General features: G+C 73.5%; 13 protein-coding genes. 5 read left to right on the top strand and 8 right to left on the bottom strand.

Translation table 11 applies throughout. The features are described from left to right. Positions 1–11 precede the first annotated feature (11 nt). The 4 genes from AC067A_RS11035 to AC067A_RS11020 are packed head-to-tail and all read right to left on the bottom strand — an operon-like array spanning position 12 to position 4,763. The gene (locus tag AC067A_RS11035; RefSeq protein ID WP_478617600.1) at positions 12–596 is read right to left on the bottom strand and encodes a TetR/AcrR family transcriptional regulator; all 585 of its coding nucleotides are present in this window, start codon (positions 594–596) and stop codon (positions 12–14) included. Between the two features lie 54 nt (positions 597–650). After that, positions 651–1,013, bottom strand: a complete 363-nt coding sequence (gene nirD, locus AC067A_RS11030) for a nitrite reductase small subunit NirD (protein WP_478617597.1) — start codon at positions 1,011–1,013, stop codon at positions 651–653. Beyond that, the gene (gene nirB, locus AC067A_RS11025) at positions 1,010–3,571 is read right to left on the bottom strand and encodes a nitrite reductase large subunit NirB (protein ID WP_478617596.1); all 2,562 of its coding nucleotides are present in this window, start codon (positions 3,569–3,571) and stop codon (positions 1,010–1,012) included. The genes nirD and nirB overlap by 4 nt, the downstream gene beginning before the upstream one ends. 1 nt (position 3,572) lies before the next feature. Further along, positions 3,573–4,763 carry an NAD(P)/FAD-dependent oxidoreductase gene (locus AC067A_RS11020; protein ID WP_478617593.1) on the bottom strand — a complete coding sequence of 397 codons (1,191 nt, stop codon included), beginning with the start codon at positions 4,761–4,763 and terminating at the stop codon, positions 3,573–3,575. A 285-nt stretch (positions 4,764–5,048) separates the two neighbouring features. Here AC067A_RS11020 and AC067A_RS11015 point away from each other — a divergent pair, with 285 nt between their 5' ends. Next, the gene (locus AC067A_RS11015) at positions 5,049–5,834 is read left to right on the top strand and encodes a sulfite exporter TauE/SafE family protein (protein ID WP_478617590.1); all 786 of its coding nucleotides are present in this window, start codon (positions 5,049–5,051) and stop codon (positions 5,832–5,834) included. 160 nt (positions 5,835–5,994) lie between these two features. Here AC067A_RS11015 and AC067A_RS11010 read toward each other — a convergent pair whose 3' ends face one another. From AC067A_RS11010 to AC067A_RS11000, 3 genes are all read right to left on the bottom strand, one after another. Next, positions 5,995–6,612 (bottom strand): class F sortase, encoded by a 618-nt coding sequence (locus AC067A_RS11010; RefSeq protein ID WP_478617587.1) that lies wholly within the window; start codon positions 6,610–6,612, stop codon positions 5,995–5,997. Between the two features lie 93 nt (positions 6,613–6,705). Next, the gene (locus tag AC067A_RS11005; RefSeq protein WP_478617584.1) at positions 6,706–7,215 is read right to left on the bottom strand and encodes a hypothetical protein; all 510 of its coding nucleotides are present in this window, start codon (positions 7,213–7,215) and stop codon (positions 6,706–6,708) included. Positions 7,216–7,482: 267 nt separating this feature from the next. Continuing rightward, positions 7,483–8,244 (bottom strand): aminotransferase class IV, encoded by a 762-nt coding sequence (locus AC067A_RS11000; protein ID WP_478617581.1) that lies wholly within the window; start codon positions 8,242–8,244, stop codon positions 7,483–7,485. A gap of 181 nt (positions 8,245–8,425) precedes the next feature. Here AC067A_RS11000 and AC067A_RS10995 point away from each other — a divergent pair, with 181 nt between their 5' ends. The 4 genes from AC067A_RS10995 to cutA are packed head-to-tail and all read left to right on the top strand — an operon-like array spanning position 8,426 to position 13,379. Then, complete coding sequence (locus AC067A_RS10995) at positions 8,426–9,040, top strand: NADPH-dependent FMN reductase (RefSeq protein WP_478617578.1); 615 nt, start codon at positions 8,426–8,428, stop codon at positions 9,038–9,040. Between the two features lie 12 nt (positions 9,041–9,052). Next, the gene (locus AC067A_RS10990) at positions 9,053–10,786 is read left to right on the top strand and encodes an ABC transporter ATP-binding protein (RefSeq protein ID WP_478617575.1); all 1,734 of its coding nucleotides are present in this window, start codon (positions 9,053–9,055) and stop codon (positions 10,784–10,786) included. Continuing rightward, a complete protein-coding gene (locus AC067A_RS10985; RefSeq protein WP_478617572.1) occupies positions 10,783–12,657 on the top strand; it encodes an ABC transporter ATP-binding protein in 1,875 nt (624 codons plus the stop codon). Before AC067A_RS10990 ends, AC067A_RS10985 begins: the two co-directional genes overlap by 4 nt. Next, the gene (cutA, locus tag AC067A_RS10980) at positions 12,654–13,379 is read left to right on the top strand and encodes a divalent cation tolerance protein CutA (RefSeq protein ID WP_478617569.1); all 726 of its coding nucleotides are present in this window, start codon (positions 12,654–12,656) and stop codon (positions 13,377–13,379) included. The genes AC067A_RS10985 and cutA overlap by 4 nt, the downstream gene beginning before the upstream one ends. On the opposite strand, the gene AC067A_RS10975 is transcribed toward cutA, so the two are convergent. Further along, positions 13,366–15,471 (bottom strand): molybdopterin oxidoreductase family protein, encoded by a 2,106-nt coding sequence (locus tag AC067A_RS10975; RefSeq protein WP_478617566.1) that lies wholly within the window; start codon positions 15,469–15,471, stop codon positions 13,366–13,368. The two genes, cutA and AC067A_RS10975, sit on opposite strands and share 14 nt — an antisense overlap. Between the last annotated feature and the right edge of the window lie 15 nt (positions 15,472–15,486).

The raw sequence follows: 15,486 nt of genomic DNA, 5'->3' as shown, positions 1-15,486 counted from the left end.
TGCCCTGCTCCTCAGTCCAGCAGTCTCAGTGCCTGTTCCGCCGCGTCCCTGACCCGGCCCGGGTCGCTCGACGCCTTGCCCACCACCCGGACGCCCTGCAGCAGGACGAGCAGCATCCGGGCCAGGGCCCGGGGGTCGCGGTCCGCCGGGAGTTCGCCTCCGGCGCGGGCCCGGGTGAGCGCCCCGTGGAGGAGCGTCTCGATCTGCTCCCAGCTGAGTTCGACCCGGCGGGCGACGGCCGTGTCGTGCGGGCCCAGCTCCGCCGCCGAGTTGGTGACGAAGCAGCCGTTCAGCCGCTCACCTTCGGTCGTCGCCTCGGCGGCGAAGCGGCGGACGAGCGCGCGGACGGCCGGCAGGGCCGGGCCCGGCGCGGACAGCTCCTCGACGATCCGGGGGTCCCGGGTCTCCAGGTAGCGGTCCATCGACCTCAGATACAGCTCGTGCTTGTTCCCGAAGGTCGCGTAGATGCTCGCGCGGCCGATCCCCAGGTGCTCCACGAGGTCCGACATCGTCGTCGCCTCGTAGCCGCGCGCCCAGAACAGCTCGAGGGCTGCCTGGAGCGCGGCGTCCGGATCGAATTCCTTGGTCCTGGCCACGAGAGGACCGTACGTCTTTCTGGAACGCTCGGTCAAGCAGGAGGCTCGGTCACGCTAGACGGTGCGCACCGGGTAGACCGCCACCGCGACCTCGTCGTCGTCGAGGCAGCGGCCCGTCTCCAGGTCGAAGCGCTGCTTCAGGAGCGGCGAGGCCACGAACGGACGCCCGTCCGCCGAGCCCACGAGCCCCCGGGCCAGGACCTGCGCCCCGGTGAACGGGTCGCGGTTGTCGATCGCGTACGACCGCCCCGCGCGGTCACGGAAGACCGCGGCCTGCCGGCCGTCCGGGAGGAGCGCGGCCATGCCCCGGCCCGGGGTCAGCCGGGCCTCCTCGCAGACCGCCATCCAGGCGTCGGGGGAGGGGGAGAGCTCCAGCATCGTCGTGGCGCGTGCGGAGGTTTCGGTGAGTGTCGTCATCGGGAGGAGGCCCCTTCCAGCGTGCTGATCGTCGGTCCGAGCGTCAGGATCGTGAGGTCCGGCTTGATCTGGTCGCGCTCCGGCACGAACCGGACCGAGGGGTCCGGCGCGTCCGGGGCGTTCACGAAGGAGACGAAGCGCCGCAGCCGGTCCGGGTCGTCCAGGGTCTGCGCCCACTCGTCCTGGTAGTCCTCGACGTGGGCGGCCATCAGCGCCTCCAGCTCGTCGCAGAGGCCGAGCGAGTCGTGCACCACCACGTCCTTGAGGTGGTCGAGCCCGCCCTCCAGGCGCTCCAGCCAGGTGGACGTCCGCTCGAGGCGGTCCGCCGTCCGGATGTAGAACATCAGGAACCGGTCGATGAGCCTCACCAGTTCGGCGTCCGACAGGTCCTGGGCGAGCAGGTCCGCGTGCCGCGGGGTCGCGCCGCCGTTGCCGCCGACGTACAGGTTCCAGCCGTTCGCCGTCGCGATGATCCCGAAGTCCTTCGACTGGGCCTCCGCGCACTCGCGGGCGCACCCCGAGACCGCCGACTTCAGCTTGTGCGGGGCGCGCAGGCCCCGGTAGCGCAGCTCCAGCTGGATCGCCATCTTCACGGAGTCCTGGACGCCGTACCGGCACCAGGTCTGCCCGACGCAGGACTTCACCGTGCGCAGCGACTTGCCGTAGGCGTGCCCCGACTCGAAGCCCGCGTCGACCAGCCGCGTCCAGATCGAGGGGAGCTGGTCCACCCGCGCGCCGAAGAGGTCGATCCGCTGGCCGCCGGTGATCTTCGTGTAGAGGCCGAAGTCCCGGGCCACCTCGCCGATCACGATCAGCTTCTCGGGGGTGATCTCACCGCCGGGGATGCGCGGCACGACCGAGTAGGAGCCGTTGCGCTGCATGTTGGCGAGGAAGTGGTCGTTGGTGTCCTGGAGGGAGGCCTGCTCGCCGTCCAGGATGTAGCCGCCGATGCCGAGCGTCGGGGCGAGGGAGGCCATGATCGAGCCGACGGTCGGCTTGCAGACCTCGCAGCCCTCGCCGCCCTTGGCCTCGTCCCGGCCGTGCGAGTCGAGCAGCGCCGCGAAGGAGGTCACGCGCAGGGTGCGGGCGATCTCGTAGAGCTCGCTGCGGGTGTACGAGAAGCAGCCGCAGAGCCCCTTGTCCTTGGCGGCCGGCAGCAGCTTCTCGATCACCTTCACGCAACTGCCGCAGCCCGTACCGGCCTTGGTGCACTTCTTCACCTCGGGCAGCGAGGAGCACTGGCCGATCGCGTGCTTGGTGACGTTGTGGCAGGAGCAGATCACCGCGTCGTCCGGCAGCGCCGACGGGCCGAGCGCCACCGGAGCCCCCGCGCCCGCCGGGAGCACCAGCTGCTCGGGGGAGACCGGCGGCACGGTACCGGTGAGCGGCCGGAGGAGTCCGTACTGCTCGGCGTCGCCGACCAGGACACCGCCGAGCAGCACGCCCTCGCCGGAGATCACCAGCTTCTTGTAGACGCCCGAGCGGGAGTCCGAGTAGACGACGTCCAGGCAGCCCTCGGCCGTGCCGTGCGCGTCGCCGAACGAGGCCACGTCCACGCCGAGCAGCTTCAGCTTCGTCGACATGTCGGCGCCGGTGAAGCCGTCGACCGTCTCGTCGGCGATCGCCGACGCCGCCGTCTGCGCCATCTCGTAACCCGGCGCCACCAGGCCGTACACCCGGCCGTCCGAGGCCAGGGCGCACTCGCCGATGGCGAAGACCGCCGGGTCGGACGTACGGCACAGCTCGTCGACCGCGATGCCGCCGCGCTCGCCGACGGTGAGGCCGCAGTCGCGGGCCAGCTGGTCGCGGGGCCGCACGCCCGCCGAGAACACCACCATGTCCGTGGCGAGTTCGGAGCCGTCCGAGAGCTTCATCCCGGTCACGGCGCCGTCGGACGTCACGACCTCCTGGGTGCCCGTCCCCGTGTGGACGGACAGGCCCATCCTCTCGATCGTGCGGAGCAGGGCCGCGCCGCCGCCCTCGTCGACCTGCACCGGCATCAGGCGCGGCGCGAACTCCACGACGTGCGTGTCGAGACCGAGCCCCTTCAGGGCGCCCGCCGCCTCCAGACCCAGCAGACCGCCGCCGACGACCGCGCCGGTCGTCGCCGTCTTCGCGTACTCCTCGATCGCGAGCAGGTCCTCGATCGTGCGGTAGACGAAGCAGCCGCGGGCGTCCTTGCCGGGCACCGGCGGGACGAAGGGGTACGAGCCGGTGGCCAGGACGAGCGAGTCGTACGCGAAGACCCGCCCGGAGCGGGCGGTGACCGTACGGGCCTCCCGGTCCACCGACTCGGCCGGATCGCCCACGTACAGCTCGATGCCGTGCTTCTCCATGAAGCCGGCCTCGACCATCGACAGGTCGTCGGGCGTCCTGCCCGAGAAGTACGAGGTCAGCTGCACGCGGTCGTACGCCGGACGCGGCTCCTCGCAGAGGACCACGATCCGGGCCCGCTCGGTGACGCCACGGTCGGCGAGCGCCTCCAGGAACCGCTGGCCGACCATTCCGTGGCCGACCAGGACGATCGTCGGGGTGTGCGCGGTCATGTCAGCGCTCATGTCAGGAGCCTCCGTCGTGGGTGAGCAGGTGGAGCAGGGGGGCGTCGGGGAGGGCTTCGTCGCCCTCCCACGCCTGGGCGAGCGAGCCGACCGCGGCCAGATCGCCGAGGAGGACGCCCCCGACGAGCCGGTCACCACGGACGACGACCTTCCGATAGGCACTGCGCGTCGCGTCGGTCAACTGGACGACGTCGTCGCCCGGCCGGGCCGTGACCTCGCCGAACGCGGCGAGGTCGAGCGGCTGCGCGCCGCCGAGGGTGAGCCGGGTGAGGGCACGGGTGCCGGTGTAGCGGGCGCCGGAGAGCTCGGCCGTGAGCACGTCCGCCAGGACGTCGGCCTGTTCGAGCGCCGGGCCGGCGAGGCCGTAGCTCCGGCCGTCGTGCTCCGCGCAGTCGCCGATCGCGTGGATGTACGGGTCGGAGGTGCGGAGCTCGTCGTCGACGACGATGCCGGTGGCGACGTCGAGCCCCGCCTCGCGGGCGAGGGAGACACGGGGCCGCACCCCGCAGGCGAGGACGACGACCTGGGCGTCGAGGACGAAGCCGTCGGCGAGTTCGACCGCCGTGACGGCCCCGTCGCGCTGCCGGAGGCCGCTCACGCGGCACTCCGTGTGCACCTCGACGCCGAGGGACTCGACGTGCTCCCGGAGCAGGGCCGAGGCGTGGGAGTCGAGTTGCCGTTCCATCAGCCGCTCGCCCTGCTGGGTCAGCACCACCTCCGCGCCGAGCGAGGCGAGGGCGCGCGCCGCCGAGACCCCGAGGAGGCCGCCGCCGATGACCACCGCCCGCACCCCGGGCCGGACGACGGAGCGCAGCTCCAGGCAGTCGTCGAGGGTGCGGAAGGGGTGGACGCCGTCCGGCAGGGCCGCCCCGCGCAGGCCGCGCAGCGGCGGCAGCACCGGGTTGGAGCCGGTGGCCAGGACCAGCCGGTCGTAGCCGACGAGGGAGCCGTCCGCGCACTCCACCGTCCGCGCCGCCCGGTCGATCCGCACCGCCCGCACCCCGAGCCGGGCCGGCTCGCGGACCTCGGGCAGGGAGATGACCTCGGGGGCGTACCGCCCGGCGAGGACGTCGGCGAGCAGCACCCTGTTGTACGGGGCGTGCGGCTCCTCGCCGAGGAGGGTGACGGGCAGGCGCTGGGCGAGCCGGGCGCCCGCCGTTCCGCCCCCGACCACCACGATCCGTGTACTCATACCCGGAAGAGTGCGTCGCCGGTGTTACCCGACGGCATCCCGACTGTTTCCCGTACGGAACGCTGATCTCAGCCCCGGCCCGGGACAGCTGTGAGGGTCCGGAAGCACGGCCCGCGATCGGCGTCGGCCGGGGCCCGGCGCGGGGGACGGGACCCACGGGCCGGGCCGCGGGCCCCCGTATACACCCGCAGCGGGCGGGGAACCGGGCTCCGCAACCTCAGAACCAGCTCAACGATCAAGTGATCGATGGACGGGGTGACGATCCGCTCCGTTAGGGTCACGGCCATGCCCGAGATATCGCTGACCACCCTTGTCCTGCTCTGCCTCGCCGCGCTCGTGGCGGGCTGGATCGACGCCGTGGTCGGCGGCGGAGGACTGCTCCTGCTGCCCGCCCTGCTGCTCGGGATCCCGCACGTGCCGGCCGCGCACATCCTCGGCACGAACAAGGCGGTCGCGATCGTCGGAACCAGCGGCGCCGCCGTCACCTACGTCCGCAAGGCACCGGTCCAGGTGTGGACGGCGGTGCGGATCGGCCTCGCGGCCCTCACCGGCTCCATGTGCGGCGCCTTCTTCGCGGCCGGCATCAGCAGCGACGTCCTGCGCCCGGTGATCATGGTGGTGCTGCTGGCGGTCGCGGCGTTCGTGATGCTGCGGCCGTCGTTCGGCGCGAAGTCCGACGGGGCGGACCGGGCACCGCTGACCCGGGCCCGGATCGCCACCGCGATCGTCGTGGTCGGCGGCGGCATCGGCTTCTACGACGGTCTGTTCGGCCCGGGCACCGGCACCTTCCTCGTCCTCGCGCTCACCGCCGTGCTCCACCTCGACCTGGTGACCGCCTCCGCCACCGCCAAGATCGTCAACGTCTGCACCAACGCGGGCGCGCTCGCCATGTTCGCCTACCAGGGCAGCGTGTACTGGCAGCTCGCCGCCGTCATGGCGGTCTTCAACCTGACGGGCGGCATGGTCGGGGCCCGGATGGCGCTGAGCAAGGGCGCCGAGTTCGTCCGCGGCGTGCTGCTCGTCGTGGTCCTCTCGCTGGTCGCGAAGCTCGCCTTCGACCAGTGGGCGTGACGCCCGGCGGCCGAGAGGGTGTCCCGCCGATCGTGACGGGCCCGGCCGAGAGGGTGTCCCGCCGATCGTGACGGGCCCGGCCGAGAGGGTGTCCCGCCGATCGTGACGGGCTCGGCCGAGAGGGTGTCCCGCCGATCGTGACGGGCCCGGTTGGCAGGGCCTAACGCACCCCGATCAGATGGCCGAAGGCGACCACGTTGCCCTGGTAGCCGTTCTTCTTCGAGAAGCCGCCGCCGCAGGTGATCACCCGGATCTCGGCCCGGTCGGCCTCGTCGTACACCTTCCGGTCCGGGAAGCTCTTGTTGTCGTACACCTCGACCGCGTCGACCGTGAAGACGGCGGTGCGGCCGTCCTGCCGGTCCACCTCGATCCGGTGCCCCTTCTTGAGCGCGCCCAGCGTGTAGAACACGGCGGGGCCGTCGGCGTTGTCGACGTGGCCGGCGACGATCGCCGTGCCCTTGGCCCCGGGCGCGGTGCCGTCCTCGTACCAGCCGGCCATGTTCCGGTTGCCGGCCGGCGGCACGTCCAGGGTGCCGTTCGCGCCGAGGCCGAGCCCCATCATCGGGGCGTCCACGTCGGTCTCCGGGATGCGCAGCCGGACCGGCGCCGACGGCGGCAGCGGGTCGGCGGCCGCGTCCGTGTGCACGCTCGGCCCGGCGGCGAAGGCCTGGGCGGCGGACGGCACGGGCGGGGTGACGTCCTCCGAGCCGTTCTGGACGAGCCAGAGCCCGGCGAAGGCGGCCACGGCTATGCCCCAGCCCTTGCTCCTGTTGCTCACCTGGGTTCCCTCGGTCGGTTCGCGGATGTGGTCCTGCCCCCGGCGGGCCGTTGTGCGGGCACGCGGCGGGGGCAGGACGGGCGGTGGTCCCGGTTACCCCTGCGCGCCGCTCGCCCGGCGACGCAGGAGCCAGACCCCGCCCACGGCAGCCGCGGCCAGCACCGCCGCGCCCGCCGTGACCTGGGCGGTGTCGGGGCCCACACTGCCCCCGACACCGGTCTGCACGTGCCCGCTCGGGCTCGGGTGCTTGACGATCAGGTCGCCGCGGGCCGTCCGGCCGTTGTCACAGGCGACGCTGATCCAGTAGGAACCCGGCTTGACGTGATGCGGCACGGTGAACTGCCCGACCACGACCTCCTTGTGCGTGCTCGGGTTCAGCTGGAACTCGCCCGCGCCGAGCGAGTTCGCGTCCCCGACCCCGTGCCCGTGCTTGCCGCAGGCGAGGGTGTTGACGGTGACGGTGGTGCCGGGCGAGGCGGATGACGGGAAGATCTCCAGCGACTCGGAGTTCTCGTTGTTCGCGTACGCCCCCGGGGCGGCGAACGCCCCGAGCGCGACGACCGTCAGCGCGGTACCGGTGAACAGGCGGGCAGTGGTGCGCATGGGGATCCTCCGGGGCGCGCGTACGGTCATGCCGGGCGGTCCTTCCGGGAGGGACACCCGGAGACGGACCTTCTGTGACCGAGATAAAGGCCCCGCCCCGCCCACCGCCTGCTGATGGGGCATCAGGATTGGGCCGTTCGATACGGTGTGTCGACTGGAATCCCCGCGTCTTCGCAGGTCAGAGCCGCTTCTGAGGTGTCGGCTGACACGCCGTGCCGAACGGGTGACGTGCCGGTCGCCCACCCCCGCCCACCCCCGGCCGTCCCGTCAGAGGGCCTCTCCCGCCACCGCCCCGTACGCCGCGTGCACCCGCTTCATCAGCTCCTCGTCCACCGCGAACGCGGTCCCGTCGATCGCGGTGACGGGGGCGATCGTCCGGGAGTTGGTCACGAAGGCGGCGCGGTAGCCCGGCAGGTCCGCGAGGGTCACCGGACGGCGGACCGACTCCAGGCGGGGTGCGAGCAGGGCCATCGTGATGCCCTCCAGGCACGGCGCCGCCGGCCACACCACCGAAGCGCCGTCCCAGAAGGCGATGTTGGTGATCGCCCCCTCCGCGATGTCGCCGTACGGGGACGTCAGGAGGGCCTCGTCGTAGCCGGCGCGCGCGGCCGCCTCGCGGTGGTAGCCCTGACCGAAGCCGCCGAGGTGCTTGATGTGCGGCGCGGGGCGCAGGTAGTCGACGCTCATGAGGCGCTGTGGGTCCCCCGGGCCGTCGGGGGCCGGTTCGCGGACGGTCACGACGACGCGGGGCCCCTCGTACACGTACACCCGCGTCGAGGAGTCCCGCCGCCCCGAGGCCGCCACGGCCCCGGCGACCAGGGCGCGGACGCGGTCGCCGTCCAGGGGGGCGCCGAAGAGCTCGCGGGTCGACCGGTCGAGCCGCTCGAGGTGCGCGCCGAGGCCCTTCACGCGCCCGCCGCGCACCTGCATCGCCGTGAAGTGGCCGTAGCCGCTCATGAGGGTGGCGAGGAGGCCGGGGTCGGCCGCGGGGACGCCGTCGATCTCGATGTGCGCGGGAGGTGTCGTCATGCCCTCACCGTACGGGCCGGGAGGAGGCTGCTCGGAGGGCGGGAGCGGGCTTCCGGGAAGGGCCGGGGGGCTTCGGAAGGGCGCGCCACCGGGGCCCCGGAAGGGTGCGCGACCGGGTCCTCGGAAGAGCCCGGGAGCGGCGCTTGACCTCAACCAAACTTGAGGTACCACGATCATCCGCATGGACCTCACGAACTCCACCTCGCCCGCCGTCGCTTCGGCCCCCCTGACCCTCGCCCTGATCGTCGCGAGCGACCGCGAAGGCCGCTTCGGCCCCGTCGTCGCCGACTGGTTCCGCTCCCGGCTCGCCGAGCGCGAGGACTTCGCCGTGACCGTCGTCGACCTCGCCGAGGTCGACCTCCCGACCTCCCTCTCCCACGACCCGTCGCCGGCCGTCCGCGCCGAACTCGCCAAGGTGTCCCCGGTGCTGGCCGCCGCCGACGCCTTCGTCGTCCTCACCCCCGAGTACAACCACTCCTTCCCCGCCTCCCTCAAGAACCTCATCGACCGGCACTACACCGAGTGGCAGGCCAAGCCCGTCGGCTTCGTCTCCTACGGCGGGATCTCCGGCGGCCTGCGCGCCGTCGAGCAACTCCGCCAGGTCTTCGCCGAGATGCACTCCGTCACCGTCCGCGACACCGTCTCCTTCCACCACGCTTACGGGCAGTTCGACGAGGACGGCCGGCACCGGGACCCCGCCGCCGCCGACGGCGCGGCCAAGGTACTCCTCGACCAGCTCGGCTGGTGGGGGCACGCCCTGAGGGACGCCAAGTCCGTCCGCCCGTACGGCTCGTGAGGACACCCCGCCATGCTGCTGCGTCTCCTCGCCCCCCGCCTCAGGCCCTACCGGCCCCTCCTCGTCCTCCTCGTCGCCCTCCAGCTCGTCCAGTCCCTGGCCTCCCTCGCCCTGCCCACCCTCAACGCCGGCGTCATCGACCACGGCGTCCTGCGCGGGGACACCGACCGCGTCCTCTCCGGCGGCGCCCTGATGATCGCCGTCACCCTGCTCCAGGCGGTGGCCGCCGCGGCGGCCACCTACCTGGGGGCCAGGATCGCCATGGGCGTCGCCCGTGACCTGCGCTCCGAGGTCTTCCGCCGGGTCCAGGACTTCTCCGCCCGGGAGCGCGGCCGCTTCGGCGCCGCCTCCCTGATCACCCGTACCACCAACGACGTCCAGCAGATCCAGACGTTCGCCGTGCTCGCCCTGACGATGCTGGTCGCCGCGCCCCTGCTGTGCGCCGGCGGGATCGCCATGGCCCTGCGCCAGGACGTGCCGCTCGCCCTCGTCCTGCTCCTGTTCGTGCCGGTGATGACCGGCGCCGTCGGCACCGTCGTCCTGCGGATGCGGCCGCTCTTCCGCGGCATGCAGGAGCGCGTCGACCGCGCCAACCGGGTGCTGCGCGAGCAGATCACCGGCGTCCGGGTGGTCCGCGCCTTCGTCCGCGACCGTTACGAGCGACGGCGGTTCGCCGCCGCCAACGACGAACTCCTCTCCGTCGGCCTCCGGGCCGGCCGGCTCCAGGCCCTCATGTTCCCGACGGTGCTGGTCGTCTGGCAGCTGACCACCGTCGCCCTCGTCTACGTCGGCGCCCACCGCATCGACTCCGGCGCCCTGCAGCCCGGCGGGCTCTTCGCCTTCCTCGGCTACCTGCTCCAGACCTCCATGTCCGTGATGATGGTCCTCTTCCTGCTCATGCACATGCCGAGGGCCGAGGCGGGCGCCGAACGGGTCCGCGAGGTCCTCGACACCGTGCCGTCCGTCGCCCCGCCCGCCGACCCCGTCCGGGAGCTGCCCGGCACCGGCCGGCTGGACATCGCGGGCGTCGGCTTCCGGTATCCGGGTGCGGAGGAGCCGGTCCTGACGGACGTGGAGCTCGTGGCCCGGCCCGGTGAGACCACCGCGATCATCGGCTCCACCGGCAGCGGCAAGTCGACCCTCCTCGGACTCGTGCCCCGGCTCTTCGACGCCACCGGCGGCGAGGTCCTCGTCGACGGCGTCGACGTCCGCGGCCTCGACCCGGCGCTGATGGCCAGGACCGTCGGCCTCGTCCCCCAGAAGCCCTACCTCTTCTCCGGCACCGTCGCCACCAACCTCCGCTACGGCAGGCCCGACGCCACCGACGAGGAGCTGTGGCACGCCCTGGAGGTCGCCCAGGCCGCCGACTTCGTACGCGGCCTCGACGGGCAGCTCGACGCCCCCGTCTCCCAGGGCGGCACGAACCTCTCCGGCGGACAGCGCCAGCGGCTCGCCATCGCGCGGGTCCTCGTCGCCCGCCCCCGCCTCTACCTCTTCGACGACTCCTTCTCCGCCCTGGACCCGAGGACGGACGCCCTGCTGCGGTCCGCGCTGCGCGAGGAGACCGCCGACTCGACCGTGGTGATCGTCGCCCAGCGCGTCTCCACCATCCGGCACGCCGACCGGATCGTCGTCCTCGACCGGGGCCGGACCGTCGGCACCGGCACCCACACGTCCCTCATGCGGGACAACGCCACCTACCGGGAGATCGTCCTCTCCCAGCTCACCGAGGAGGAAGCCGCATGAGCACGGCCACGACGACCCGCCCCCCGGCCCCCGCCGCCGCACCCGCCCGCACCGGACCCCCGCCGCAGCGCGGCCCCGGCCTCGCCACCCCGTCGCTCGAACGGTCGCTGTCCTTCCGCTCCTCCGGCCTCCGCCTGCTGCGCACCCTCGCCCCCGACCGGGCCCGCCTGGCCGCCGTCGTCGCCGCCGGCGCCACGGCCGTCGCCCTGTCCGTCCTCGGCCCGCTGCTCCTCGGCCGCGCCACCGACCTCGTCGTCGGCGGGGCCACCGGGGCCGGCGGCGTCGACTTCGCCGCCGTCGGCCGGATCCTCGCCCTCTCCGTCGCCGTCGTCGCCGGCTCGTCGCTGCTCACCTGGGTCCAGCTCCGGATCGCCACCACCGTCGTCCAGCGGGCCGGCCACCGGCTCCGGGAGCGGGCCCAGCACAAGCTGGCCCGGCTGCCCCTGACCTACCTGGACGGGCAGCCGCGCGGCGAGGTCCTCTCCCGCACCACCAACGACATCGACAACATCACGCAGACCCTCCAGCAGGCCTTCAGCCAGATGACGCGCGCCCTGCTCAGCCTGGTCGGCGTCCTCCTGATGATGTTCTGGATCTCCCCGCTGCTCGCCCTCGTCGCCCTCGCCACCGTGCCCGTCTCGGTCGCCGTGGCCGCCTTCGTCGGCAAGCGGGCCCAGCCGCAGTTCGTGAAGCAGTGGGCGGTCACCGGCCGGCTCGGCAGCCACGTCGAGGAGATGATCACCGGCCACACCGAGGTCGTCGCCTTCGGCCGCCGCGCCGAGGCCGTCCGCCGCTTCGACGAGCTCGGCGACGAGCTGTACCGGGCGAGCTTCCGCGCCCAGTTCGTGTCCGGCTTCATCCAGCCGGCCCTGACCCTGGTCGGGAACCTCAACTACGTCGCGGTCGCGGTGGTCGGCGGCCTGCGGGTGGCGAGCGGCGGCCTCACCGTCGGCGACGTCCAGGCGTTCGTCCAGTATTCGTACGACTTCAACGGCCCGATCAACCAGGTCGCCGCCATGGCCAACCTCCTCCAGTCCGGGGTGGCCTCCGCCGAGCGGGTCTTCGACCTCCTCGACGCCGAGGAGGAGTCCCCCGAGCCGGCCCGGCCGGAGAAGCCCGTACGGCTCCGCGGCCGGGTCTCCTTCGAGAAGGCCGCCTTCCGCTACGAGGCCGACAGGCCGCTCATCGAGGACCTGTCCCTGACCGTGGAACCGGGCCGGACCGTCGCCATCGTCGGCCCGACCGGCGCCGGCAAGACGACCCTGGTCAACCTCCTCCTCCGCTTCCACGAGGTGACCGGGGGCCGCATCACCCTCGACGGGGTGGACATCGCGAGGATGACCCGCGAGGAGCTGCGCTCGGGCATCGGCATGGTCCTCCAGGACACCTGGCTCTTCGGCGGCACCATCGCCGACAACATCGCCTACGGGGTGCCCGGCGAGGTGTCACGGGAGCGGATCGTCGCGGCCGCGCGGGCCGCGCACGCCGACCGCTTCGTCCGCACCCTGCCCGGCGGGTACGACACCGTCCTCGACGAGGACGGGGGAGGGCTCAGCGCCGGCGAGAAGCAGCTGGTCACCCTGGCCCGCGCCTTCCTGTCCGACCCGGTGATCCTCGTCCTCGACGAGGCCACCAGCTCCGTCGACACCCGCACCGAGCTCCTCGTCCAGCAGGCCATGACCTCGCTCCGCGCGGGCCGCACCAGCTTCGTCGTCGCCCACCGGCTCTCCACCGTCCGGGACGCCGACACCATCCTGGTGATGGACGGCGGGTCGATCGCCGAACAGGGCACCCACGAGGAGCTCCTCGCCGCGGGCGGCGCGTACGCCCGGCTGCACGCCGCCCAGTTCGCCCGTACGGTGAAGGCGTGATCGTCACCGTCCGCACCACCACCGACGCGCGCGCCAAGGCCGACGCCCTGGCGCGCGGCGCCGTCGAGGCCCGGCTCGCCGCCTGCGCGCAGATCTCGGGGCCCGTCACCTCCGTCTACCACTGGCAGGGCGCGATCGAGACCACCGAGGAGTGGGAGGTCGTCTTCAAGACCACCGAGGCCCGCTACCCGGCCCTGGAGTCCCACCTGCTCGCCGCCCACGACTACGAGACGCCCGAGATCATCGCCACCCGGGTGACCCGGGTCGCCGAGGGCTACGCCCGCTGGGTCCAGCGCGAGACCGAGGCGGTTCCGTCGATCGAGGGCCTCGCACCGGTGAACGACGAGCGGCCGTTCTTCGTCTACGGGACGCTGCGCCCCGGCGCGTACAACCACGACCGGTTCCTCGCCGGCCGCATCGGCACCGAGGCGGACGCCGTGCTGTACGGGGCCGTCCTGCACGACGGACCCGGCTATCCGTACGTCGTCCCGGCGGACGGCGGCCAGGTCGTCGGCACCCTCCTCACGCCCTCGCCCGGCTCCTACGGCGAGCTGTTCGGGCTGCTCGACCGCCTCGAACTGCCCGTCGGCTACGAGCGGGTGGCGATGGACGTCGTCCGGACCCGGGACGGGGCCCGGGTCTCCGCCTGGGTGTTCCTGGCGGCGCCGGACGCGCCCCTCGGCCCCGTCATCGAGAGCGGCGACTGGTTCAGCCGGCCGTAGCCGCCACGTCCCCGGCGCGCTCCAGACGGACCGCGCACACCTTGAACTCGGGCATCCGGGAGACCGGGTCGAGCGCCGGGTTCACCAGGGTGTTCACCCGCCCCTCGCCGTACCAGTGGAACGGCATGAAGACCGTGTCCGGACGGATGGCCGCGGTGATCCGGGCGGGCGCGACCGCCCGGCCGCGCCGCGAGACCACCGCGAGCCGCTCGCCCTCGGTGACCCCGAGCCGCTCCGCGAGCCGCGGGTGGAGCTCCACGAAGGGACCGGGCGCCGCCGCGTTCAGCTCGTCGACCCGCCGCGTCTGCGCCCCCGACTGGTACTGGGACACGACCCGGCCGGTGGTGAGGACCACGGGGTACTCGGCGTCCGTCTCCTCGGCCGCCGCCCGGTGGACGACCGGCACGAACCGGGCGCGCCCGTCGGGCGTCGCGAACCGGTCGAGGAAGAGCCGGGGCGTCCCCGCGTGCCCGGGCTCCGGGCAGGGCCAGAAGACGCCCTGCTCCTCCTCGATGCGGCGGTAGCTGATGCCCGCGTAGTCGGCGGGGCCGCCCGCCGAGGCGCGCCGCAGCTCGTCGAAGACCTCCTCCGGGTCCGTCGGGAAGCCCTTCTCCCAGCCGAGCAGCGCGGCCAGCGCGTGCAGCACCTCCAGGTCGCTGCGCACGCCCCCGGGCGGGGTGAGGGCGCGGCGGCGCAGCAGCACCCGGCCCTCCAGGTTGGTCATGGTGCCGGTCTCCTCCGCCCACTGGGTCACGGGCAGGACGACGTCGGCGAGTTCGGCGGTCTCGGAGAGCACCACGTCCGCGACGGCGAGGAAGTCCAGCGACCGCAGCCGCCCCTCCACGTGCGCGGCGCGGGGCGCCGAGACCACCGGGTTGGAGCCCATCAGGAGCAGCGCCTTCACGTCGCCGCCGAGCGCGTCGAGGAGCTCGTACGCGCTCCGCCCGGGCCCGGGCAGCGTCTCCGGGTCGACGCCCCAGACCCCGGCGACGTGCTCGCGGGCGGCCGGGTCGTCGAGCTTGCGGTAGCCGGGCAGCTGGTCGGCCTTCTGGCCGTGCTCGCGGCCGCCCTGGCCGTTGCCCTGGCCGGTGAGGCAGCCGTAACCGCTCAGCGGCCGGCCCGCCCTGCCGGTGGCCAGGCAGAGGTTGATCCAGGCGCCGACGGTGTCGGTCCCCTTGGACTGCTGCTCGGGGCCGCGCGCGGTGAGGACCATGCCGGTCTCCGCGTCGCAGAACATCGCCACCGCCTCGCGCAGCAGCGGCAGGGACACGCCGGTGATCCGCTCGACCTGCTCGGGCCAGTGCGACATGGCCCCGGCGCGGGCGGCCGCCCAGCCGTCGGTGCGCGTCGCCACGAACTCCTCGTCCACGCGTCCTTCGGCCACCACGAGGTGCAGCATGCCGAGGGCGAGCGCGAGGTCGGTGCCGGGGCGCGGGGCGAGGTGCAGGTCGGCCTGCTCGGCGGTGCGGGTGCGGCGCGGGTCGACGACGATCAGCTTGCCGCCGTTCTCCCGCAGCTCGGTGAGGTAGCGCAGCGCGGGCGGCATGGTCTCGGCCAGGTTGGAGCCGACGAGGATCACGCAGCCCGTCTTCGGGATGTCCTCCAGCGGGAAGGGAAGACCCCGGTCGAGGCCGAAGGCCCGCTGGTGCGCGGCGGCCGCGGACGACATGCAGAAGCGGCCGTTGTAGTCGATCTGCGAGGTGCCGAGGACGAGCCGGGCGAACTTGCCCAGGGTGTACGCCTTCTCGTTGGTGAGGCCGCCGCCGCCGAAGACCCCCACGGCATCGGGACCGTGGTCGGCGCGGGCCCCGGACAGGCCCTCGGCGACGGCGGAGAGCGCCTCCTCCCAGCTCGCGGGCCGCAGGGCCCCCGTGTCAGGGCATCGGACCAGGGGCTCGGTGAGCCGGACCCGGGAGGAGAGTACGGAGGGGGCGGTGCGGCCCTTGCCGCACAGCGCGCCCCGGTTGACGGGGAACCCGGTCCGCTCGACCACCTCGGCGGGCAGTTCCGGGTCGCCGGTGGGGCGGAGCGACATGCCGCACTGCAGGGCGCAGTAGGGGCAGTGGGTGGGAACCGCGGTGGTGTCGGACATGCGGCCAGCATGCGT

The organism is Streptomyces sp. NPDC043176 (assembly GCF_056436715.1).
Note: the sequence above shows the minus strand (reverse complement) of the source record. Positions and strands in the feature narration are given on the sequence as shown.